Consider the following 19,502-nt stretch of genomic DNA (forward strand, 5'->3'; position numbering starts at 1 on the left):
TTTCGTGTGTTTCCCATGTTTCCTACATTGACGTCAAGACAAGCGGGTGAGACCAGTGCCGACCGGCAGGGTGAAGTGGTACGACGCCGAGAAGGGCTTCGGCTTTCTGTCGCAGGAGGACGGTGAGGACGTCTACGTCCGGTCCTCGGCGCTGCCCTCTGGTGTCGAGACGCTCAAGGCCGGGCAGCGCGTCGAGTTCGGCATCGCCGCGGGGCGTCGCGGTCCGCAGGCGTTGACGCTGAAGGTCATCGATCCTCCGCCCAGCCTGTCGCGTACGCGTCGGGAGGCGGCGGCCGCCGAGCGCAAGCACTCGCCCGACGAATTGCACGGCATGATCGAGGACATGATCACGCTGCTCGAGAGCGCGGTGCAGCCGGAGCTGCGTAAGGGCCGTTATCCGGACCGCAAGGTCGCCCGTCGGGTGTCCGAGGTGGTCCGGGCGGTCGCGCGCGAGCTCGAGTCCTAGGCATTCCGCGGCGAGTGTCGGGTTGATCGACACCTGACGCCGAATTGCGTGCGTCAACCCGACACTCGGCGGGCATGCTGACTGCATGGCATATGTCGCCGACAAGTCCGACTCAGGTGGCGAGTTCAACCGCGACACCAAGTACATCTCCACGCGCATCACGGCAGACGGCCGCGACGGCTACCCCGTCGAGCCCGGCCGGTATCGGCTCGTCGTGGCGCGGGCCTGCCCGTGGGCCAATCGCACGATCATCGTCCGCAGGCTGCTCGGCCTGGAAGACGCGCTGTCCATTGGCTTTTGCGGGCCTACCCATGACGAGGACAGCTGGACGTTCGACCTCGATCCAGACGGCGTCGACCCGGTGCTGGGAATTCCCCGGCTCAAGGACGCCTACCTGAAGCGCTTCCCCGATTACGACAAAGGCATCACGGTGCCCGCGATCGTCGACGTGCCGACCGGCGAGGTCGTCATCAACGACTTCCCGCAGATCACGCTGGACTTCTCCACCGAGTGGACGAAGTATCACCGCGACGGGGCGCCCGAGCTGTATCCCGACCGGCTGCGCGACGAGATCGACGAGGTGGCGCAGCGGGTCTACACGGAGGTCAACAACGGCGTGTACCGATGCGGGTTCGCCGGGTCGCAGGACGCCTACAACAAGGCCTACGACAGGTTGTTCACCGCGCTCGACTGGCTCGAGGAGCGACTACGCGACCAGCGCTACCTCGTCGGCGACACGATCACCGAAGCCGACGTTCGGTTGTTCACCACGTTGGCCCGCTTTGACCCCGTCTACCACGGCCACTTCAAAACCAACCGCTGCAAGCTCGCCGAGATGCCGGTGCTGTGGGCGTATGCCCGCGACCTGTTCCAGACGCCCGGTTTCGGCGACACCATCGACTTCGTCCAGATCAAGCAGCACTACTACCTCGTGCATACCGACATCAACCCGACGCAGGTTGTGCCGAAGGGTCCGGAGCTGTCCAACTGGCTCACGGCGCACGGCCGGGAGACGTTGGGCGGCAGGCCTTTCGGCGACGGAACACCGCCAGGGCCAGTGCGCGACGGCGAGCGGGTGCCCGACGGACACGGCGCCGGTTAGCGGTTGCGCCACAGGTGTCACGCGAGTCTCAGCGGGTGACGTTCTGTCGCAAGAGTTCGAGTGCACCGTCGCAAAACGTCGCACGGAGTGAGGCCTGTGCCTGCCGTGGCTGCCACTCGGCCTAGATCAATTGTCGGGCTCCTCAGCGCGACTCGTCCCTCGTCGCTTGATCGTCGCCCGACTAGGCCCACACCGTTCGCACCGACCACTCGGCGTGCGGGGCGGGCACCTCTTCACCGTCGACGCGGATCAGCGTCGGCAGCAGCACGGCGAAACCGGTGAGCTTGCCGCGCCGCGGATCGACGGTGGGAATGGTCACCGCCAAGCGTGTCTCGGGCCGGAACTCCTCGATGACGTCGCCACCCGCGTACTGCCGCAACAGCACCCACGGCGCGCGCGCGATCGCCGGCGGCACCGACAACTGCACGGCATCGCGTTCGGTGACCGGCAGTTCGCCCTGCTCGGCGAAAACCTCGCACTTCGTGGGGTTGAGCACCTCGCAGTACCGGTAGGGTCCGACGCGGACCAGGTGTCCGTGCGAAAATGCACTGATCTCAGGGTATTTCGGTGAGTCGTGATCGCTGAGCCGCCAGATGAGCACACCCGTACCCGCCGACGCGAGAACCACCACTGCCGCGAGCGCGGCGAGCATGCGTTTCACTCGTGTGCCACCGCCGCGGTGTCCGGACGGCCGCCCTCCGGTTCGGCGAGCACCGGCCGGTTGCCGCCCAGGCCGGGAATCAACGATTCGCCGCGGTAGCTGACCACGGTCTGCGCCAGGCCGAGAATCAGCCCCGACGTGATCGCGGTGAAGCCCACCCACAATTCGGTGTACACCAGCACGCCGACGGCTCCGCCCGCCACCCAGGCCAACTGCAGCACCGACTCCGAACGGCCGAAGGCCGACGCGCGCGACTCCTCGGGCAGGTCATCTTGCAGCGACGCATCCAGCGACGCCTTGCCTATCGCGCTCGCGCCGGAGGTGAGCAGGGTGGCGATCGCGGCGACCAGCAGTTCGCCGGTCAGCGCGGCGGCCAGCGCGGCCAGCGTGACGACAACCGTGCAGCGCACCACGACCTGCGCCGGATGGCCGAGCTTCAGGCGCGCGCTGGTGAAGTTGCCCGCGAAGTTGCCGATGGCCGCGGCCGCGCCGATCAAGCCGAGTATGCGCAGCTGCTCCCAGCCGCTCGCGTCGTGTGACTTGGCCACGAAGGCCGGATAGAGGAACAGGAAACCGACCATCACCTTGATGGTGCAGTTGCCCCACAGCGCCGTGATGGTGTTGCGGCCCAACGGCTGCCGCGCTGGCTTCGTCGGCGGCTGCTCGAGGCGGCGCCGGAGTTCGCCCGTGCGACCGTGGTAGCTCAGCGTCGCGGGAACCTCACCCTCGGTGACCTCGACCCACTTCGGGATCCGCATCGCCAGCACCGCACCGGCCACCGACACCGCGACGATCACGTACAGCGCACCGGGCAGCTGGACAAGCTGGAACAGGTACTCCGCACCCGCGGCGACCGCGCCCCCGACCATCGTGCCGCCGAGCAGACCGAAGGTCGTCAACCGCGAGTTCACCCGCACCAGGTCGATGCTCGGCGGCAGCACGCGCGGTGTCACCGCGCTGCGCAACACACTGAATGACTTGGACAGCACCATCATTCCCAGCGCGCAGGGGTAGAGCACCCACGACGGGAAGTTGCCGGTGGCGCTGTCGTAGTTGGCGATCAACACCACGGCCAGCACCGTGCGCAGCGCGAACGACGTGGCCAGCGCGACGCGGCGGCCGTGCTGCAGCCGGTCCAATGCGGGTCCGATAAGCGGCGCGATGACGGCGAACGGCGCAATGGTGATCAACAGGTACAGCGCGACTCTGCTCTTGCTCTCGCCGGAGGCCGCGGCGAAGAACAGCGTGTTGGCCAGCGCGACGGCCATCGCAGCGTCGACGGCGAAGTTCGCGACCACCGGCCACGTCAGCGCGGTCAGCCCGGACTTGTCGGCGCCGTCGGCGGTGGCGGCCCGGTGCACCAGGCCGTACATCTTGGAGCCCATCTCGCGGCTGCGTTGCGCGGCCACCCTTGTGACGGTGACCCTTTCGCCCGCCGCGCTGCCCACGCTGTGCGGCGGAGGCTCGGAACTGAACTCACGGGTCGGCTCGTCGAGCGGTGGTAGCCATCGGTTGGCGCTCGGGGTCGGCCCACTCCGGCGAGGACGACGGTAGCTCCCGTCGCTCGGGTAGTTCGCCATCCCGGGATGTTCGGCATCCTCGGGCGGGCGCGGAGGGTAATAGCGGGGGTCGCGCCGGCCCGGGGAGTCTCGTGGGTCACGGCGCGGTCCGGTCACGAGGACGATTCTCCACCATCGAAGCGGCCACGGGTGCGCAGCCAACCGGTGTGGCTACCGGTTCGCCGGTCAGGCACTATTGGAGGCGATGGACAGTGTGACCGAATCCGCCGAGCACGGCGCCGACGCTTCCGGTGAGAACGCCGCCGGGCGCCCGGACCTGGAGGCCGTACTCCTGGGCGCCGTCGACGACGCGCGCGCGGCGATCGTCGAGTTCAGCGGCGAGGACACCGTCGGCGAGTACCTGGGGGCGAGCTTCGACGACCCGACCGCGGCCACGCACCGGTTCCTCGCCGTCATGCCGGGCTATCGCGGCTGGCAGTGGGCCGTTGTCGTCGCGGCGTGGCCGGGCGCCGACCACGCCACGATCAGCGAGGTCGTGCTGGTACCCGGACCGACGGCGTTGCTGGCGCCCAAGTGGGTGCCCTGGCAAGACCGCGTCCGGCCGGGCGACCTGGGCCCCGGTGACCTCCTGGCTCCGTCCGCAGACGACCCCCGTCTGGTTCCCGGCTACATGGCCACCGGCGATCCGGAAGTCGACGAGGTCGCCGCCGAAGTGGGTTTGGGCCGTCGGCAGGTGCTCAGCCCGTGGGGCCGGATGGACGCGGCGCAACGTTGGCACGACGGGGATTACGGTCCGGGTTCGCCGATGGCGCGTTCGACGCGGCGCGTGTGCCGCGACTGCGGGTTCTATCTGCCGCTCACCGGGACGCTGGGCACGATGTTCGGCGTCTGCGCGAACGAGTTCTCCGCCGACGGTCACGTGGTCGACGCCGAATACGGGTGCGGCGCACACTCGGACACGCCGCAACCGGCCGGTGGCGGCTCTCCGTTGTACGACCCGTACGACGACGGCGTGCTCGATCTGACCGAGCCGGCCGACTAGCGTTTTTGGTCGGACTCCTCATCGCGGCTCGTTCCTCGCCGCTTGATCGTCATCCGACTAGCGCTCGGCCGCGGCCTTGATCCGCGCCAGCGACTCGTTCATACCCTCGACGAGCTCACGCTCGAAGCTGGGCACACCGCCCATCAACGCGTTGACCGTCATGTTGGAGATCGGTTTCACACCGTTTTCGGCATGCCGCGTTTCCACCAACCGGGTGCCGGTCTCGGTGGGTTCGAGCTCGTAGCTCCACACCGTGCCGTTCTGATTCACCCGGAACGCGAGCTTCTTCTCCGGAATCAACTCGGTGATCTGGCTTGTGGTGGGCCACACCAGGAACTTTCGCCGATTGAGATTGACCGTCTTCGCCCCGCGCCGCAGCGGACCGAAGGTTTTCATCATTCGGCACTGCGGGCTCCAGCGTGGCATGTTCTTGAGGTCGGAGACCAGTTCCCAGACCTTCGCCACCGGGGCGTTGATCGTGGTTTCGGCCTGCAACAGCGGTGCTGCCATCGCCTTCTCCTGTCTTGTCGTCACGTGAGTCCGCTCTGCGCCCCGCGCGACCCATGGCGCACGGCGCGACGTTGCCACAACCAGATCGCTGTGCCAAGGGCGCCGACGCCCAGGCCGGCCACCGTGTAGGGCCGCCACTCGTGTAGACCGGTCACCGTGAACGCCAGGATCGCAGCGACGACCCAACCGGCCGCGATCGCGACGATGACCGGCAGTGGCCGCAACAGGATGTCGGGCAGCGGGGGCGGATGCGGGGTCATCGCTATGAAACCTAGCCGATCGCGGCCGGCTCATCGGTCAGACGACCCGGATTGCGGACGTCGGTGAGCGTCAACGTAATCGACGTCGCCGATCCGTCCGACCCACGGCTGGACGACTTCCGCGACCTCAACAGCGTCGACCGCAGACCCGACCTGCCCACCGGTAAGGGTCTGGTGATCGCCGAGGGTGTGCTGGTCGTGCAGCGCATGCTGGCGTCGCGGTTCCGGCCCCGCGCGATGATGGGCACCGACCGCCGCATGCAGGAACTCGCGGCCGACCTGCCCGGCGTCTCGGCGCCCTATTACCGGGTCCAGGCCGACGTGATGGCCGAGGTGGTCGGCTTTCACCTCAACCGCGGCGTGCTGGCCTCGGCGTCGCGGCCGCGCGAACGGTCGATCGCCGAGGTGCTGGACGACGCCCGCACGGTCGCGGTCCTCGAAGGCGTCAACGACCACGAGAACCTCGGCTCGATCTTCCGCAACGCGGCCGGCCTCGGCGTCGACGCGGTCGTCTTCGGCACCGGTTGTGCCGATCCGCTGTACCGGCGCGCCGTGCGGGTGTCGATGGGCCACGCGTTGCTGGTGCCGTATGCGTGGGCGCAGTCGTGGCCGGCGGACCTCGAACAGTTGCGCGACAATGGCTTTCGATTGCTGGCGATGACCCCTGCGCCGGCGGCGCGCACCCTGGCCGACGCCATGTCGGCCGTCGTCGACGACAAGGTGGCGATCCTGGTCGGCGCCGAAGGGCCGGGACTGACCGAGCGCACGATGCGGGCCGCGGATCTGCGGGTGCGCGTCCCGATGTCGCGGGGCACCGACTCGCTCAACGTCGCAACCGCCGCAGCGCTGGCGTTCTACGAGCGGATTAGATTGGCGCCATGACCGACGACTCGACGCCGTGGGCGATGGGGTTGACGGTGGCGGCCTTCGTCGCGGCGGTCACCGCGGCCGCGATCGTCGTGCTCAGTATCGGGCTACTTCGGGTGCATTCGCTGTTGGCGCTCGGGCTCAACCTGGTCGCGGTCGGCGGTCTTGCCCCGACGGTGTGGGGGTGGCGCAACCGGCCGGTGTGGCGGTGGTTCGTGCTGGGCTCCGGAGTCGGTGTGGCGATCGCGTGGCTGGTGGTGCTCGCGATCGCCCTCGGCGGGTGACCTGATCCCTGCCGAGCAGACCCAAAATGCCCATATTTGTGGCTCTACTGACTGATCCGTGGGTGTTTGGTTCGGCCTGGCAGGGCGGTGGCCACCTAGGGCGAGCATGGCCGGGGCGATGAGCGCCTCTGGGGAGCGGAATCCGAACGCGATCCGGGTCAGCAGGCGAATCATGGCGTTAGTGGATTCGATCAGTCCTTGCCGATGCGACTCCAGGTAAGCCCGTAACGGTACGGGGGCCGACAGCAACGTCGATGCCGGGTTCGGCGGACCCCAGCGGAACCGCAAGCCGTCGAGCGCTCTTGGCCAGTTCGCCAACGGTGGTCCAGTCGGCGCCCGCGTCGTCGCCTCCACTACACCCCGTCATCGCCATCACGGCGCAGTGCACAGACGCACGAACGACCTGCGGTCATGCGGTGTTGCCCGGCCAGCCCGGGACCGCTGGCTCGGCTGTTGGTGGAGAGTCGAGTTGGCTGGTGTAGAAGGCGCGGCGTTGAGCGGCGTCGTGTGGCATTCGATCTAGGCACTGCTGTCTCAGGTCCTGGTACCTCGGGTCAAGTTCGGCAGTCGGCCCCCATGATGTGTTGGGACTAGCACCGGTGATGCGCCATGGGCCGAACACGTCTCCCAGGGGCGCGGGGTTGGGTCCCTTTTGAGGGGCGGTGACGGTCGGCGGCGCATCTGGGTCCGATGCTGTCGGGCGATCGGTGAACTCGATCCGCCAGACTCGGATTGCGGCATTATCGAGGTCGGGATCGGGGTACTTCTCCGTCGGGGCGAAGACAGGCACGTAGGTATCCAGACTGTCACCTTGGCGGAACACCTTGTACTGACCGTCGCACACGTAGGCGCGGTAACCGGTCTCGATCCGGGTGAGTTCGAGGATGTGGAAGTACTCGTTACCGTAGAACGGCATAGGCTGGATGAAGGCGAACTCGGCGTCGGTGGCCGGTTGGATGTACCACAATTCGAACGGCAAGTTCGAGGTTGATTTGTCGATCGGTTTGCCCATTTCGGGGACAGCGCGTTTGAACCCCGGGTACACGTTGTCGGCGTCGAAGGTCATGTCCCCGATCCGATGCGACTCCAGATAGGCGCGCAACGGCACAGCTGCACCCGAAAGGAGGTCGATGCTAGGCTCGGCCGTCCATCGGAACCTAAAGCCGTCCAACGTGTCCGGCCAGTTCGCAAACTTGGGTTCAACGGGAGAGGGCGTGGGATCGTCGCGGCCGTGACATCCCACCGTCCCGAGGGTTAGCAGCAGCGCGGCGCACCATCGCGCGACGGTTTTGGCGGTCATTTTCCGGGCTCGGCGGGCGGTTTAGGCAGCGCGTCACGGTAGCGGTCCTCGTAGTCTTCGATCCCGAACTTGACCGACGGGTCAATGCCCTCGAAATAGTTGGTGAACGCGCTCTTGAAGTCGCTCAGACGCACGTCATCGTCCTCAAGGGACTTGAGCTGGCCCGTTGCCGGATCAATCAACCCCCTCTCCGTGAACGCGCTCGCGTCACCGATGTGGTTGTTGAGAAGCTCTTGGGCTATGGAGTGCTGCAGGGCATCAGAGCTGCCCATGGTGACGGGAGTAGCGGCGTTCGGTTTTGGTGCGTCGCCGACAAACATGTCTTGGAGGGCATCGTCGGAAACGCCGTCGAGAATCTGCTGCACTCCCGGCACGTTTGCGCCAAGGGTTTCTGCAAGCTGAAACCACTGCTTCCTATTCTCAAAGGCATTTTGCGCGGCCGCGTTGGCATCGCTGATCGCGTCGTTGGCGGCGACATTGGCGGCCGCTTCGATGACACCGCGCTGAGTGCCTGCCGACTCCAGGTCGCCAGTGTCGACCAGGCCTCCGTCGATAATGGACTGTTCGAAATTGTGTTGGTACTGCAGGCTATTCAGGTAGGCCTGGCTGTTGAGAGTGGCGGCGGCCTCTTCGTTGGTGTCGATAACCGAGAAGAGCCCCCTGCTGTTGGTCAATTCAGCGTCCACCTTCGGATCGTCGAGCGCGTCGAATCCGCGAGTGTTGTCAAGATTGTTCTTCATCATGTCGTCGATGTAGGGCTTGTTGGCGTCGGCGAGCGCCTTGGTGAGTTCTGGGTTCACCTGGCCGAGAGACTGGCCGTCGGTCCCGGCGATGTTGAGCAGCTTGTCTGCGTGCGAGCCGGCCCATAGATCGACTGCGTTCAGAGTTTCCCCCGCCCGCGTGGCTTGGGCTAGCTGCGTGGGATCGGTTAGGTCGGTGGGGTTGGCGACCGGTGCGGTGCCGTGCAGAAGACTGCCGGCTGCGGCCCCGTCGTCGGCCCATTGATGGGTCATCAGGTTCTCGATGAATTTGTCGTTCGGTGGTTTACTACCTTCACCTGCGAGCGCGTCGTACACCGCGAACTGGTCGCGCCCGGCCGCCGACAGCATGTCCTGCAACACCGGGTCCACCTGCCCTTTGACGAACGGCACCGTTTCCGGTGGAACCTTCGAGTTCTCGAGCATGACCTCAGCTTGCTTGAGCATGTGCTGGTCGAAGGTCGTGCCTGCCTGCAGTGCCGGGTTGCCCTTGTCAACCATCGTGGCTAGGTCGCGAAGTTCTTGGCGCGCTTGCGGATAGACCCCAGGCGCTACGTTGGTCTCTTGGAAGTTCAACGGAAACTTTGTGAGATCGCGTCGTACGGCGTCGGGGAGTGCGTCGAAACCGCCCCGCGCTGGCACATACCCCTTGTCGCCTGGTTTGAGCGATGGGTTGATCCCGGTCGCGCTGATGTGTTCATTCGACACCAGCTGTAGGGCGTCTTGGAGCCGGGCCCCGTCAGTTCCAAGCTTGTCCATCAGCGCCCGAATCTCAGGCGTGCTCTTGCCATCCAGCGATCGTGACAACTGATGCAGGTACTCCATCTGGCTGGCGGGCAGCACCAGGTTGCCGCGCTGCAGCGCCGCGAGTTGCTCGGGGGTAAGCGTCGTGTTCTCAGTGAGCCGCGCCGATTCCTCGGGGGTGAGCTGGCCATCCTGGAGCGAGGTTCCGTCAGCGGCGCCTTGTTCGGCCGGGGTTGCGGGATCGCCGCCCGTCGCTGCGGTCAGCACGCGCGCCAAATCGGCATCGGTCTCTTCGGCATTAGCCAGCACCGCGACTATCCGGGTCTCCAGATCGTTGATCTTGGCCGCCAACGCCTTTACTTCCGCTTCGTCCCATCCTGTTGTATCCGGCGGAATCACGGTGTTGGTGGCCATATCGACCGTCACTGCCGGACCCGCGGCGGCGTCCTGGAGAATGCTGCTGAGGTTGTTCTTGACCGTTCGCGCGTCCTGCGCTGATTTCTGCGCGCCGAGCGACACGAGGAACGATTCTTTCGCTGTCATGTCCAGCCTGGTCGCTGAGCGCTCTATTGCCTGCTTCGCGGCCTCGCCGGCCTCACCCTTCCAAGTCGAGAACACGTGCAGATTGCGTAGGGCCTGCGCCTGCTCGCCGCTCGTGCGGGCGCGCTGTGCCGCCGCCTCTGAGACTTCATCGATTTGTTCAGGCTCCCACCGTTGAATATCGGCCAACGACATGCCCAAGGGTCAGATCCCCAGGTCGTTATACAGTTTGCTGGGGGCGCTGACGATATTTGATGCCGCCTGGTTGTCCGTTGTCGAATACCGGGCCGCGGCAGCCAGTAAGTCCTCACCGTGCTTAGCCAGCTCCGCATGTAGGCCTGACGACTCCTGTTCCCACTTCGCTGCCGCAGAGGCCAGCGCGGACGCACTCGTCCCAATCCATCCTGCCTGAGCAGCGCCCATGCGCTCGTGGGCGGAACCATGCCCTGCCCGCAAATTGTCGGCGGCTAGATCAACGTGATCGGCGGCCATTCGCACATCAACAGGATCAACGCGCAAATCCCCAGACATCCAGACCCCTTTGAGCGAAAACGACGCGGCCGCAGTTTGCTGGACGATCTTAGCATCACCGGTCGGCACTCAGCGTCGCCAAGATTCTCAGCGGATGTAGGAGACCGCCGAGATCAATGACGCAACAAGCTAGTGGATATCGGTTCGGGGATAGGGCTTAGCGCTGGCCGCTGGAGCGCACACCCAGCAGGACGTCCTCCCAGGCCGGCACCGCCGGCTTCGCCTTACCCCTGCGGGGCTTCGGCTGCTGCGGTGCGACAGTCTCGGACGCTGTTTCGGGCGCTTCGGGTGCGGCGGTGGCCTGCAGCGGCGGGTCGATCGGCAGCGTCGGCTCCTCGGCCCGGACCTCCGGCTCGCGCAGCGCTGCCACCGGACGCAGCGGACGCGCGAAGCTCGGGTCGATCAGCTCGGACGCCGCGTCGTCGAACGCCGTCACGGTGCCGCCGTGCGCGCCGGGGGTGAACCGGAAGTGTGCGACGTTGTCGGACATCCCCGCCTTCCACGCCAACTGCACGGTCCAGCGGCCGTCCTCGTTGCGCCAGGCGTCCCACGTGGGGGCGTCCGGGTCGAGACCGCGCGCGATCAACGCCGTCGTGACCGTTTCCAGCAGCGTCAACACGGACGGGCCGTCGGGAAGGACCGGATGGGCGGCCGTTGCCAGTTCCGCCGCTCGGGAGCGCTCCAGCAACACCGGATGGGCAAACCGCTCGACACGGGCCACGTCGACGCCCGATGCCTCTGCGACCTGCGCGACGGACGCACCGGCCCTGATTCTGGCCTGAATCTCCTTGGGGCGCAGCACGTTTTGCACCTCGGTCTCATTTCGTGTCTGGCTCGAGCCCAGCTGGTCGCCACGAAGGGCGGCCCGCAAACGTTCGTCGGGCCGCAGGATGAACTTGTCACCGGAGCCGGCGGCCTCGCAGATGATCCGTTTGCCGTCAACGTCGAGTCCGACGACTTTGAGTTCCCGCATGGCGACCTCCTCCGGGCTAGCGCCAAGCCCGTTCCCCGGACAGTACTGCGTTATCGGCTTGTTACCTGGTAGGACACGCGGGGAGAGGAAGCCGCCCCCCGCCTGTTGGTCGCGGCTAGAGCCGCTCCCGGCCGTTGGTCGCGGCTAAAGCCGCTCCACCACCCAGTCGATGCACGCGGTGAGCGCGCTGACGTCGTCGGGGTCGACGGCCGGGAACATCCCGACCCGCAACTGGTTGCGGCCGAGCTTGCGGTACGGCTCGGTGTCGACGATGCCGTTCGCCCGCAGCGTCTTGGCAACGGCTCCGGCATCGACGTCGTCGCTGAAGTCCACCGTGCCCACGACCTGTGAGCGCAACTCCGCATCGGTGACGAACGGCGTCGCGAACGGTGCCGCCTCCGCCCAGCCGTACAGCCGCTGCGAGGAGTCCGCTGTGCGCTTGACCGCCCAGTCAAGGCCGCCGTTGGCCAGCATCCAGTCCAGCTGCTCGGCAAACAGCAGCAGCGTGCCGATGGCCGGGGTGTTGTAGGTCTGGTTCTTGCTGCTGTTGTCGATCGCGATCGGCAGCGAGAGGAACTCCGGCACCCAGCGGCCCGAGCCTGCGATCGCCTCGACCCGGGCGAGCGCGGCGGGCGAGAGGATCGCCACCCACAGCCCGCCGTCGCTGGCGAAGTTCTTCTGCGGCGCGAAGTAGTAGACGTCGGATTCGGTGATGTCGACGGGCAGGCCGCCGGCCGCGGAGGTGGCGTCGATCGCGATCAGGGCATCACCGGATCCGTCCGGGCGTTGCACGGGCACGGCGACGCCCGTCGACGTCTCGTTGTGTGCCCAGCCGATCAGGTCGACCGACGGGTCCGACTGCGGCTTCGGCGCGCTGCCGGGGTCGGCCTTGATGACGACGGGGTCACCGATGAACGGGTTCTTGGCCACCGCCGAAGCGAACTTCGAACTGAATTCGCCGTAGGTCAGGTGCAGTGAGCGTTTGTCGATGAGACCGAACGCCGCCGCGTCCCAGAATGCGGTGGTGCCGCCGTTGCCGAGGATCACCTCGTAGCCGTCGGGGAGCGAGAACAGCTGACGCAGCCCGTCGCGCACCCGGCCCACCAGGTTCTTGACCGGCGCCTGGCGATGCGACGTGCCGAACAGGTCGCCGGCGGCGGCGAGCGCGGCCAGCTGTTCCGGCCGGACCTTGGAAGGCCCGCAGCCGAAGCGGCCGTCGCGCGGTTTGAGGTCGGCGGGGATCGTCAGGTCGGCCATGCGGTCAACGATAGTGACCGCGCTTGCGCACCGGCCGCGGGGAGGGGCGGACAAAAAATCCGGGGAATGTGGGTAAACGGCCGATATAGAGACCTCGCTGTGTCCATACTGTGACCTGTCGGGGACTGCAGCTCGAGCCCAGGGGGGCACGTGATGAGTCTTGCGAGAACTTCGACGCTGACAACGCTCTGCGCGGCGGCGGTGACGCTTTTCAGCCCGCTGCTCGCGGCTCCAGCCCACGCCGACGAGGGCGGCGCGTTGCTGAACGAGATCAACGCCACGCGCGCCGCCAACGGCTGCGGTCCCGTGGCGGCCAACCCGCAGCTCTCCGCGGCCGCGTCGCGCCAGGCCAACGACATGCTGGCCAACGGCGTGGTCAACCACACCGGCTCGGACGGTTCCTCCGTCGTCAAGCGCATCACGGACGCCGGCTACACGTCGTATGCCAATGTCGGCGAGATCATCTTCTGGAGCACCGGCGTTAACGCCGTCCCAGCTGCGGCGGTCAACTGGTGGATGAACAGCCCCGGCCACCGCGCGATCATCACCGACTGCGGCATGACCGAGGCCGGTTTCTCGGTGCTGCGCAACGGCAACAGGGCAGCCGCGGTCGGGGAGTTCGGCGAGAAATAAGCAGCGCCATTCGACCGGATGGCCTGTACCTGGACGTCTGTCGCCAGCTGTGGCCTCCGTCACATCGCAGCCACCAACCGCCGGTGTGACACATCGCGCAACGGGGTATGTTCAGTAGGCGATACCTGCGGTACCGTTGCTGGACATTAAAGGCGCAGATGTAAACCTCACAGGGGAGGTCTGAAGATGGCCCGGACTCGTATGGTCAGGCGTTGGCGTCGCAACATGGAAATAGGCGACGGCCCAGAAGACCGGGACTACGTCGACACGCTCACCACGCTGTCCGAGGGGTCGGTGCGGCGCAACTTCAACCCGTACACCGACATCGACTGGGATTCGCCGGAGTTCGCGGTCGTGCCGAACGACCCGCGCTGGGTTCTGCCGGCGACCGACCCGCTGGGCCGCCATCCCTGGTACCAGGCGCAGCCGCTCGAGCGGCAGATCGAGATCGGCATGTGGCGTCAGGCCAACGTCGCCAAAGTCGGTCTGCACTTCGAGTCGATCCTCATCCGTGGCCTGATGGAGTACGCGTTCTGGACGCCGAACGGTTCACCGGAGTACCGGTACTGCCTGCACGAGGCGGTCGAAGAGTGCAACCACACGTTGATGTTCCAGGAGATGGTCAACCGCATCGGGGCCGACGTTCCCGGTATGCCGCGGCTGCTGAAGTGGATTCAGCCGTTGATCCCGCTGGTGGCCGGGCCGTTGCCCATCCCGTTCTGGTTCGGCATCCTCGCCGGCGAAGAGCCGATCGACCACACGCAGAAGAACGTGCTGCGCGAAGGGAAGTCGCTGCATCCGATCATGGAAAAGGTGATGGCGATCCATGTGGCCGAGGAGGCCCGCCACATCTCGTTCGCCCACGAGTACCTGCGCAAGCGGGTTCCGCATCTGCCGCGACGCAAGCGGTTCTGGTTGTCGCTCTACGTCCCGCTGACCATGCGGATCCTGTGTTCGGCGATCATCGTTCCGCCGCGGGCGTTCTGGAAGGAATTCGATATCCCGCGTTCGGTGCGCAAAGAGGTCTTCTTCCGCTCGCCCGAGTCCAAGCAGATGCTGCGCGACATGTTCGGCGACGTCCGGATGCTGTGCCACGACACCGGCCTGATCAACCCGATCGCCAAGCTCATCTGGCGGATCTGCAAGATCGACGGAAAGCCGAGCCGGTACCGCAGCGAGCCGGCGCGCCAGCACGTGGTCGCCGCCTAGGGGGCTTTGTGCCGCATGTGATCACCCAGTCGTGTTGCAGCGACGGGTCCTGTGTCTACGCGTGTCCGGTGAACTGCATCCACCCGTCGCCCGACGAGCCGGGCTTCGCCACCGCCGAGATGCTCTACATCGACCCGGTCGCGTGCGTGGACTGCGGCGCGTGCGTGTCGGCCTGCCCGGTCGGAGCCATCGCGCCTGACACCCGGCTGGAGCCAAAGCAACTGCCGTTCGTCGCGCTGAACGCCGCGTTCTATCCCGAGCGCGAGGGCAAGCTACCGCCGACGTCGAAACTGGCGCCGGTCATCGAGGCGCCGATGGTGTACCCGCGGCCCACCGGCCCGCTCACCGTGGCGATCGTCGGTTCGGGGCCGGCGGCGATGTATGCCGCCGACGAGCTGCTCACCCAGAAAGGCGTGCGGGTCAACGTCTTCGAACGGCTGCCCACGCCCTACGGCCTGGTCCGCGCGGGTGTTGCTCCCGACCATCAGAGCACCAAGGGCGTCACCCGGTTGTTCGACAGGGTCACCCGCGAGCCCGGCTTCACGTTCTACCTCAACGTCGAGGTCGGCTCGGACCTGACGCACGACGAGTTGCTCGCGCACCATCACGCCGTGCTGTACGCGGTCGGCGCGCCCAACGACCGCCGCCTCGACATCGAGGGCATGGACCTTCCGGGTACCGGCACCGCCACCGAGTTCGTGGCCTGGTACAACGGCCATCCCGAATTCACCGGATTGCCAGTCGATCTCAGCTCCGAGCGAGTGGTCCTGATCGGCAACGGCAACGTCGCACTCGATGTCGCGCGCATCCTGACCGCCGATCCCGACGCGCTGGCGCGCACGGACATCTCCGATCATGCGCTCGCCGCCCTGCGCGACTCCAAGGTGACCGAGGTGGTGATCGCCGCTCGGCGCGGACCGGCGAACTCGGCGTTCACGTTGCCCGAGTTGATCGGGCTGACGTCGACGAGCGAGGTGGTCCTCTCGGCCGCCGACCACGATCTGGTCAGTCGCGACCTTGCCGCCGCGCAGGATCCGCTGACGCGCAACAAGCTGGAGCTGTTGAGCAAGCTCGGCGACGCTTCGGCGCCGGTGACGCGGCCCCGCATCCGGTTGGCGTACAACGTGACGCCGAAGCGGGTCGTCGGCGGTGTGCGCGCCGACGCGATCGAGTTCACGGTCACCGGAACCGACAAAGCGCATCGACTGGACACCGGGCTGGTGCTGACCTCGATCGGCTACCGCGGCAGACCGGTTCGCGGGCTTCCGTTCGACGAAGCCGCGGCGGTGGTGCCGAACGACGGCGGTCGTGTATTCGACCCGCAAACGGGTGCACCGGTCGTCGGCAGCTACGTCGCGGGCTGGATCAAGCGCGGCCCGACCGGGTTCATCGGTACCAACAAGTCCTGCGCGGCGGAGACCGTGCGCAACCTCGTCGCCGACTACAACGACGGCCTGCTGCGCGACCCCGACAGGGCTCGGGCCAAGCCGGCCGCGCTCGAGAGGCTCGTGCGCAGCCGGCGGCCCGACCTCGTCGACGCCCGGGGGTGGAAGGCGATCGACGCCGCCGAGATCGCCCGCGGCGGAGATGACAGGCCGCGCGTCAAGCTCACCACCGTCGCCGACATGCTCGCCGCGGCGGCAGACGCCCCCGCACCGCCGCTCGGTCGGCGTCTGCTCGCCGGGCTACGCCGGTAGCGCCCGCTACTGGTGCTGCTTGACCGCCTTGTCGATCTCCTCCTGGCTGACCTCGCGCACCGGCTGGCCCATCGACCACAAATGTCCGAAGGGGTCACGCAGCTCGCCGTAGCGGTCGCCCCAGAACATGTCGTCGAGCGGCATCACGACCGTCGCGCCCGCGTCGACAGCCTTCTGGAACTTGGCGTCGACGTCATTGACGGTCAAGTGGATGGTCACCGGTGAGCCGCCGAGCGCTTCCGGCGTCACCGACTTGCCGTCGTTCATCTCGGGAAAATCGTCGTTGAGCATCACCAGCTTGCCGTTGATCCGCAACGCGGCGTGAAACAACTTCTTGCCGTCGGGCCCCGGGACGCGGCCGAGCTCCTCGGCGTCGAAGGCTTTGACATAGAAGTCGATCGCCGCAGCACCGTCGCTGACCGTGAGCATGGGGGATACGTCGGGCTGAACCTCGATGGCCATTCGGAAGTTCCTTTCGATTCTCGGTCTTCCCCACAGGGGGCTTGCAGTACCGACCATGCGATTGCGCTCAATTCATCGCCACCTGGGGTACGTGAGCCATGCAACCACGACCCTCCGACAGAAACCGGTGCCTCACACGACCGAGTACGACGGCGGCAGCGCATCGCGCCCGGTGAGCGCCAGCAGCACCGTGTCGCCGCCCTGCCCGGCCGCGATGCGCGCCGCCAGGACCAACGCCTCCTCGAGCACCGCAGACGGCAAGACGAACGAAATGCCAAGGGCACGGGCGATATCCAAGCTGTGCACGGCCAACTCGAACGTCCGCGTGGGCAGATACGTCCGTAGCCGGATGCCCAGCCCACCGAGCACGGTCATCAGCGGGTCGTCGTCGACGGCATCCAGACGAGTGCGTGCGCGCGAAACCAGCGCCGCAACGGCACCGGCCGGATCGTCACCGAGATCCCGGCCCGCCTGCCTGCCACGCTCGGCCACATCGGCGGGGTCCATGCCCAACGCGGCGGGGTTCACCCGCGCGTAGTACTCCTGCGGTGTGGCGATGTCCTCGCGCTCGGCGGGCTTCTCGAGGTAACTGATCACCGTGGTCAACGACCGCGACGTGTGACCGACCAGCGAGCGCAGGTCCCACTCCCCGAGGCCCGGGCCGGACCACGCGTCGGTGGGAATCCGCCGGACCAGGCCCGCGAACGTGTCTGCCGCCGAGGCGAACGCCGCCGTCGTCACGGCCGGACGACTCGGTCCCATCCCTCGACCGACTCCGGGCTGCGCGGCCCCGGTCCCACGTAGATCGCCGACGGGCGCACCAGCTTGCCGAGCCGCTTCTGCTCGAGGATGTGCGCGCACCACCCGGCGGTGCGGCCGCAGGTGAACATCGCGGGCATCATCCTGGTCGGCACCTGCGCGAAGTCGAGGATCACCGCTGCCCAGAACTCGACGTTGGTCTCGATGGCGCGGTCGGGTCGCCGCTCCCGCAGCTCGCTCAGCGCGGCCTGCTCGAGCGCCGCGGCCACCTCATAGCGTGGCGCCTCCAGCCGCTTGGCGGTCGCGCGCAGCACCCGGGCCCGCGGATCCTCGGCTCGGTACACCCGGTGCCCGAAGCCCATCAGCTTCTCGTTGCGGTCGAGGATGCCCTTGACGACCGCGCGGGCATCGCCGATCTGCTCGACCTCCTCGATCATCGGGATCACCCGCGCCGGAGCGCCGCCGTGCAGCGGTCCGCTCATCGCGCCGATCGCACCCGAGAGAGCGGCCGCCACGTCGGCGCCGGTCGACGCGATCACCCGGGCGGTGAATGTGGAGGCGTTCATGCCGTGCTCGGCGGCGCTCACCCAGTACGCGTCGATGGCCTCGACATGCCTGGGATCGGGCTCGCCCTGCCAGCGGGTCATGAAGCGCTCGGTGACGGTTGAACATTCGTCGATAGTGCGTTGCGGGACGGCGGGTTGGTGAATTCCGCGGGCGGATTGCGCGACGTAGGACAGCGCCATCACCGACGCGCGGGCGAGGTGGCCGCGGGCCGTCGCGTCGTCGATGTCGAGCAGCGGGGGATAGCCCCAGATCGGGGCCAGCATCGCCAGGCCCGCCTGCACGTCGACTCGGACATCGCCGCTGTGGATGGGCAGCGGAAACGGTTCGGCGGGCGGCAGACCGTCGCCGAATTTCCCGTCGACCAGCAGCGCCCACACGTCGCCGAAGGTCACCTTTTGGTTGACCAGGTCCTCGATGTCGACGCCGCGGTACCGGAGCGCGCCGCCGTCCTTGTCGGGTTCGGCGATTTCGGAAGTGAAGGCGACGACGCCTTCGAGGCCGGGTACGAAGTCTTCAGGCACCGCACTCATGGCCAGATTCTCGCACTCGCGTTTCGGGTGGTAACTACCGGTTGATCGGACAGCGCCGCGTAGCGTTGTCGCGTGGCGGCGGTAGGCCCGGAAGATCGAGAGCACTTGGCGAGGATGCGGGTGGAATACGGCTCAGCGGAGAAAGACGGTAGTCCCGACCTGGACGCCGACTGGCTGGCTGACGGCTGGGCTGCGTTGTTGCTCAAGTGGTTAGCCGAAGCCGAACGCGCGGGCGTCGCCGAACCGAACGCCATGGTGATCGGCACCGTCGACCCGCAGGGCAGGCCCGTAACGCGCTCGGTGTTGTGCAAGAGCGTGGCCGAGGCGGGCATCACGTTCTATACCAACTACGACTCCGACAAGGGCGCACAACTGGCTGCGACGCCGTACGCGTCGGCCACCTTTCCCTGGTACCCGCTGGGTCGCCAGGTCCACGTCCGCGGGCCGGTGACCAAGGTGTCCGCGGAGGAGACCGCCGACTACTGGTCCAAGCGGCCGCGGGGGTCCCAACTCGGTGCGTGGGCGTCGTACCAATCGAAGCCGATCGCCTCGCGTGCGGCGCTGCTGGAGCAGCTCGCCGACGTGACAAAGCGATTCGCCGCACACGACGCGGTTCCGGTGCCGCCGAACTGGGGCGGCTACCTGATCGCCGCCGAAGTCGTGGAGTTCTGGCAGGGCCGAGAGGATCGGATACACAACAGGATTCGCGTCCAAGGCGACCGCATCGAACGGTTACAGCCGTAGCGCCGGTAGCCCCGAACTCCTTCGCTACCGCGCGCCTCACCGAGAGAACCGTGACGTCGGCCAGCTTTACAGTGGGTCAAATTCTT

21 protein-coding genes and 1 pseudogene are annotated in these 19,502 nt (G+C 67.0%); 9 read left to right on the top strand and 13 right to left on the bottom strand.

The window, feature by feature from the left end; translation table 11 throughout:
• Positions 1–55 precede the first annotated feature (55 nt).
• Positions 56–466: a cold-shock protein gene (locus AU185_RS21540; RefSeq protein ID WP_059098264.1), complete on the top strand. Its 411-nt coding sequence runs from the start codon at positions 56–58 to the stop codon at positions 464–466.
• Between the two features lie 85 nt (positions 467–551).
• Complete coding sequence (locus AU185_RS21545; RefSeq protein ID WP_059098263.1) at positions 552–1,568, top strand: glutathione S-transferase family protein; 1,017 nt, start codon at positions 552–554, stop codon at positions 1,566–1,568.
• A 181-nt stretch (positions 1,569–1,749) separates the two neighbouring features.
• Here AU185_RS21545 and AU185_RS21550 read toward each other — a convergent pair whose 3' ends face one another.
• Complete coding sequence (locus tag AU185_RS21550; protein ID WP_059098262.1) at positions 1,750–2,229, bottom strand: DUF2771 domain-containing protein; 480 nt, start codon at positions 2,227–2,229, stop codon at positions 1,750–1,752.
• A complete protein-coding gene (locus tag AU185_RS21555; RefSeq protein WP_172800175.1) occupies positions 2,226–3,809 on the bottom strand; it encodes an MFS transporter in 1,584 nt (527 codons plus the stop codon). Before AU185_RS21555 ends, AU185_RS21550 begins: the two co-directional genes overlap by 4 nt.
• Before the next feature lie 184 nt (positions 3,810–3,993).
• Between AU185_RS21555 and AU185_RS21560 the strand changes: the two genes are divergently transcribed.
• A complete protein-coding gene (locus tag AU185_RS21560; RefSeq protein ID WP_059098260.1) occupies positions 3,994–4,791 on the top strand; it encodes a DUF3027 domain-containing protein in 798 nt (265 codons plus the stop codon).
• A gap of 57 nt (positions 4,792–4,848) precedes the next feature.
• Here AU185_RS21560 and AU185_RS21565 read toward each other — a convergent pair whose 3' ends face one another.
• Both AU185_RS21565 and AU185_RS21570 read right to left on the bottom strand, forming a co-directional pair.
• On the bottom strand, positions 4,849–5,301 hold the full coding sequence (locus tag AU185_RS21565; RefSeq protein WP_059098259.1) for an SRPBCC family protein: 453 nt from the start codon (positions 5,299–5,301) through the stop codon (positions 4,849–4,851).
• 20 nt (positions 5,302–5,321) lie between these two features.
• Positions 5,322–5,561, bottom strand: a complete 240-nt coding sequence (locus AU185_RS21570; RefSeq protein WP_059098258.1) for a DUF2530 domain-containing protein — start codon at positions 5,559–5,561, stop codon at positions 5,322–5,324.
• A 51-nt stretch (positions 5,562–5,612) separates the two neighbouring features.
• Here AU185_RS21570 and AU185_RS21575 point away from each other — a divergent pair, with 51 nt between their 5' ends.
• Both AU185_RS21575 and AU185_RS21580 read left to right on the top strand, forming a co-directional pair.
• Positions 5,613–6,443: a TrmH family RNA methyltransferase gene (locus tag AU185_RS21575; RefSeq protein WP_286143281.1), complete on the top strand. Its 831-nt coding sequence runs from the start codon at positions 5,613–5,615 to the stop codon at positions 6,441–6,443.
• Positions 6,440–6,712 carry a DUF2537 domain-containing protein gene (locus AU185_RS21580; RefSeq protein WP_059098256.1) on the top strand — a complete coding sequence of 91 codons (273 nt, stop codon included), beginning with the start codon at positions 6,440–6,442 and terminating at the stop codon, positions 6,710–6,712. Before AU185_RS21575 ends, AU185_RS21580 begins: the two co-directional genes overlap by 4 nt.
• A 44-nt stretch (positions 6,713–6,756) precedes the next feature.
• On the opposite strand, the pseudogene AU185_RS25240 reads toward AU185_RS21580, so the two are convergent.
• The 6 genes and pseudogenes from AU185_RS25240 to serC all read right to left on the bottom strand — a co-directional run.
• Positions 6,757–6,913, bottom strand: a pseudogene (locus AU185_RS25240) (ISL3 family transposase); the annotation flags it as partial.
• 208 nt (positions 6,914–7,121) lie between these two features.
• Positions 7,122–7,820, bottom strand: coding sequence for a hypothetical protein (locus tag AU185_RS21585; RefSeq protein WP_059098255.1), 699 nt, complete (start codon positions 7,818–7,820; stop codon positions 7,122–7,124).
• A gap of 188 nt (positions 7,821–8,008) precedes the next feature.
• Positions 8,009–10,249, bottom strand: coding sequence for a TPR repeat domain-containing protein (locus AU185_RS21590; RefSeq protein ID WP_059098254.1), 2,241 nt, complete (start codon positions 10,247–10,249; stop codon positions 8,009–8,011).
• A gap of 9 nt (positions 10,250–10,258) precedes the next feature.
• Positions 10,259–10,654, bottom strand: a complete 396-nt coding sequence (locus AU185_RS21595; protein WP_082684016.1) for a WXG100 family type VII secretion target — start codon at positions 10,652–10,654, stop codon at positions 10,259–10,261.
• 88 nt (positions 10,655–10,742) lie between these two features.
• Positions 10,743–11,558: a septation protein SepH gene (sepH, locus tag AU185_RS21600; protein ID WP_059098252.1), complete on the bottom strand. Its 816-nt coding sequence runs from the start codon at positions 11,556–11,558 to the stop codon at positions 10,743–10,745.
• Between the two features lie 144 nt (positions 11,559–11,702).
• A complete protein-coding gene (gene serC / locus AU185_RS21605) occupies positions 11,703–12,815 on the bottom strand; it encodes a phosphoserine transaminase (RefSeq protein WP_059098251.1) in 1,113 nt (370 codons plus the stop codon).
• Positions 12,816–12,968: 153 nt separating this feature from the next.
• On the opposite strand from serC, the gene AU185_RS21610 reads away from it, so the two are divergent.
• The 3 genes from AU185_RS21610 to AU185_RS21620 all read left to right on the top strand — a co-directional run bounded on the left by AU185_RS21610 (position 12,969) and on the right by AU185_RS21620 (position 16,354).
• Positions 12,969–13,448, top strand: coding sequence for a CAP domain-containing protein (locus AU185_RS21610; protein ID WP_059098250.1), 480 nt, complete (start codon positions 12,969–12,971; stop codon positions 13,446–13,448).
• 186 nt (positions 13,449–13,634) lie between these two features.
• On the top strand, positions 13,635–14,657 hold the full coding sequence (locus AU185_RS21615) for an AurF N-oxygenase family protein (protein WP_059098249.1): 1,023 nt from the start codon (positions 13,635–13,637) through the stop codon (positions 14,655–14,657).
• Positions 14,658–14,665: 8 nt separating this feature from the next.
• The gene (locus tag AU185_RS21620) at positions 14,666–16,354 is read left to right on the top strand and encodes an FAD-dependent oxidoreductase (protein ID WP_059098248.1); all 1,689 of its coding nucleotides are present in this window, start codon (positions 14,666–14,668) and stop codon (positions 16,352–16,354) included.
• A 6-nt stretch (positions 16,355–16,360) separates the two neighbouring features.
• On the opposite strand, the gene AU185_RS21625 is transcribed toward AU185_RS21620, so the two are convergent.
• The 3 genes from AU185_RS21625 to AU185_RS21635 all read right to left on the bottom strand — a co-directional run bounded on the left by AU185_RS21625 (position 16,361) and on the right by AU185_RS21635 (position 18,672).
• The gene (locus tag AU185_RS21625; RefSeq protein WP_059098247.1) at positions 16,361–16,816 is read right to left on the bottom strand and encodes a VOC family protein; all 456 of its coding nucleotides are present in this window, start codon (positions 16,814–16,816) and stop codon (positions 16,361–16,363) included.
• 132 nt (positions 16,817–16,948) lie between these two features.
• Positions 16,949–17,557 (bottom strand): maleylpyruvate isomerase family mycothiol-dependent enzyme, encoded by a 609-nt coding sequence (locus AU185_RS21630; protein ID WP_286143284.1) that lies wholly within the window; start codon positions 17,555–17,557, stop codon positions 16,949–16,951.
• A complete protein-coding gene (locus AU185_RS21635) occupies positions 17,554–18,672 on the bottom strand; it encodes a citrate synthase 2 (RefSeq protein ID WP_059098245.1) in 1,119 nt (372 codons plus the stop codon). Before AU185_RS21635 ends, AU185_RS21630 begins: the two co-directional genes overlap by 4 nt.
• A 114-nt stretch (positions 18,673–18,786) precedes the next feature.
• Between AU185_RS21635 and pdxH the strand changes: the two genes are divergently transcribed.
• On the top strand, positions 18,787–19,416 hold the full coding sequence (gene pdxH, locus AU185_RS21640) for a pyridoxamine 5'-phosphate oxidase (RefSeq protein ID WP_059098244.1): 630 nt from the start codon (positions 18,787–18,789) through the stop codon (positions 19,414–19,416).
• Positions 19,417–19,502 lie beyond the last annotated feature (86 nt).

The organism is Mycobacterium sp. GA-0227b, assembly GCF_001499855.1.
Lineage (GTDB): Bacteria > Actinomycetota > Actinomycetes > Mycobacteriales > Mycobacteriaceae > Mycobacterium.

What these genes read in the sequence shown, in the direction of transcription:
- AU185_RS21615 (WP_059098249.1), top strand. Translation starts at nt 13,635, where the DNA reads ATGGCCCGGACTCGTATGGTCAGGCGTTGGCGTCGCAACATGGAAATA.
- AU185_RS21625 (WP_059098247.1), bottom strand. Translation starts at nt 16,816, where the DNA reads ATGGCCATCGAGGTTCAGCCCGACGTATCCCCCATGCTCACGGTCAGC.
- AU185_RS21570 (WP_059098258.1), bottom strand. Translation starts at nt 5,561, where the DNA reads ATGACCCCGCATCCGCCCCCGCTGCCCGACATCCTGTTGCGGCCACTG.
- AU185_RS21565 (WP_059098259.1), bottom strand. Translation starts at nt 5,301, where the DNA reads ATGGCAGCACCGCTGTTGCAGGCCGAAACCACGATCAACGCCCCGGTG.
- AU185_RS21635 (WP_059098245.1), bottom strand. Translation starts at nt 18,672, where the DNA reads ATGAGTGCGGTGCCTGAAGACTTCGTACCCGGCCTCGAAGGCGTCGTC.
- AU185_RS21610 (WP_059098250.1), top strand. Translation starts at nt 12,969, where the DNA reads ATGAGTCTTGCGAGAACTTCGACGCTGACAACGCTCTGCGCGGCGGCG.
- pdxH (WP_059098244.1), top strand. Translation starts at nt 18,787, where the DNA reads ATGCGGGTGGAATACGGCTCAGCGGAGAAAGACGGTAGTCCCGACCTG.
- AU185_RS21545 (WP_059098263.1), top strand. Translation starts at nt 552, where the DNA reads ATGGCATATGTCGCCGACAAGTCCGACTCAGGTGGCGAGTTCAACCGC.
- serC (WP_059098251.1), bottom strand. Translation starts at nt 12,815, where the DNA reads ATGGCCGACCTGACGATCCCCGCCGACCTCAAACCGCGCGACGGCCGC.
- sepH (WP_059098252.1), bottom strand. Translation starts at nt 11,558, where the DNA reads ATGCGGGAACTCAAAGTCGTCGGACTCGACGTTGACGGCAAACGGATC.
- AU185_RS21560 (WP_059098260.1), top strand. Translation starts at nt 3,994, where the DNA reads ATGGACAGTGTGACCGAATCCGCCGAGCACGGCGCCGACGCTTCCGGT.
- AU185_RS21580 (WP_059098256.1), top strand. Translation starts at nt 6,440, where the DNA reads ATGACCGACGACTCGACGCCGTGGGCGATGGGGTTGACGGTGGCGGCC.
- AU185_RS21590 (WP_059098254.1), bottom strand. Translation starts at nt 10,249, where the DNA reads ATGTCGTTGGCCGATATTCAACGGTGGGAGCCTGAACAAATCGATGAA.
- AU185_RS21555 (WP_172800175.1), bottom strand. Translation starts at nt 3,809, where the DNA reads ATGGCGAACTACCCGAGCGACGGGAGCTACCGTCGTCCTCGCCGGAGT.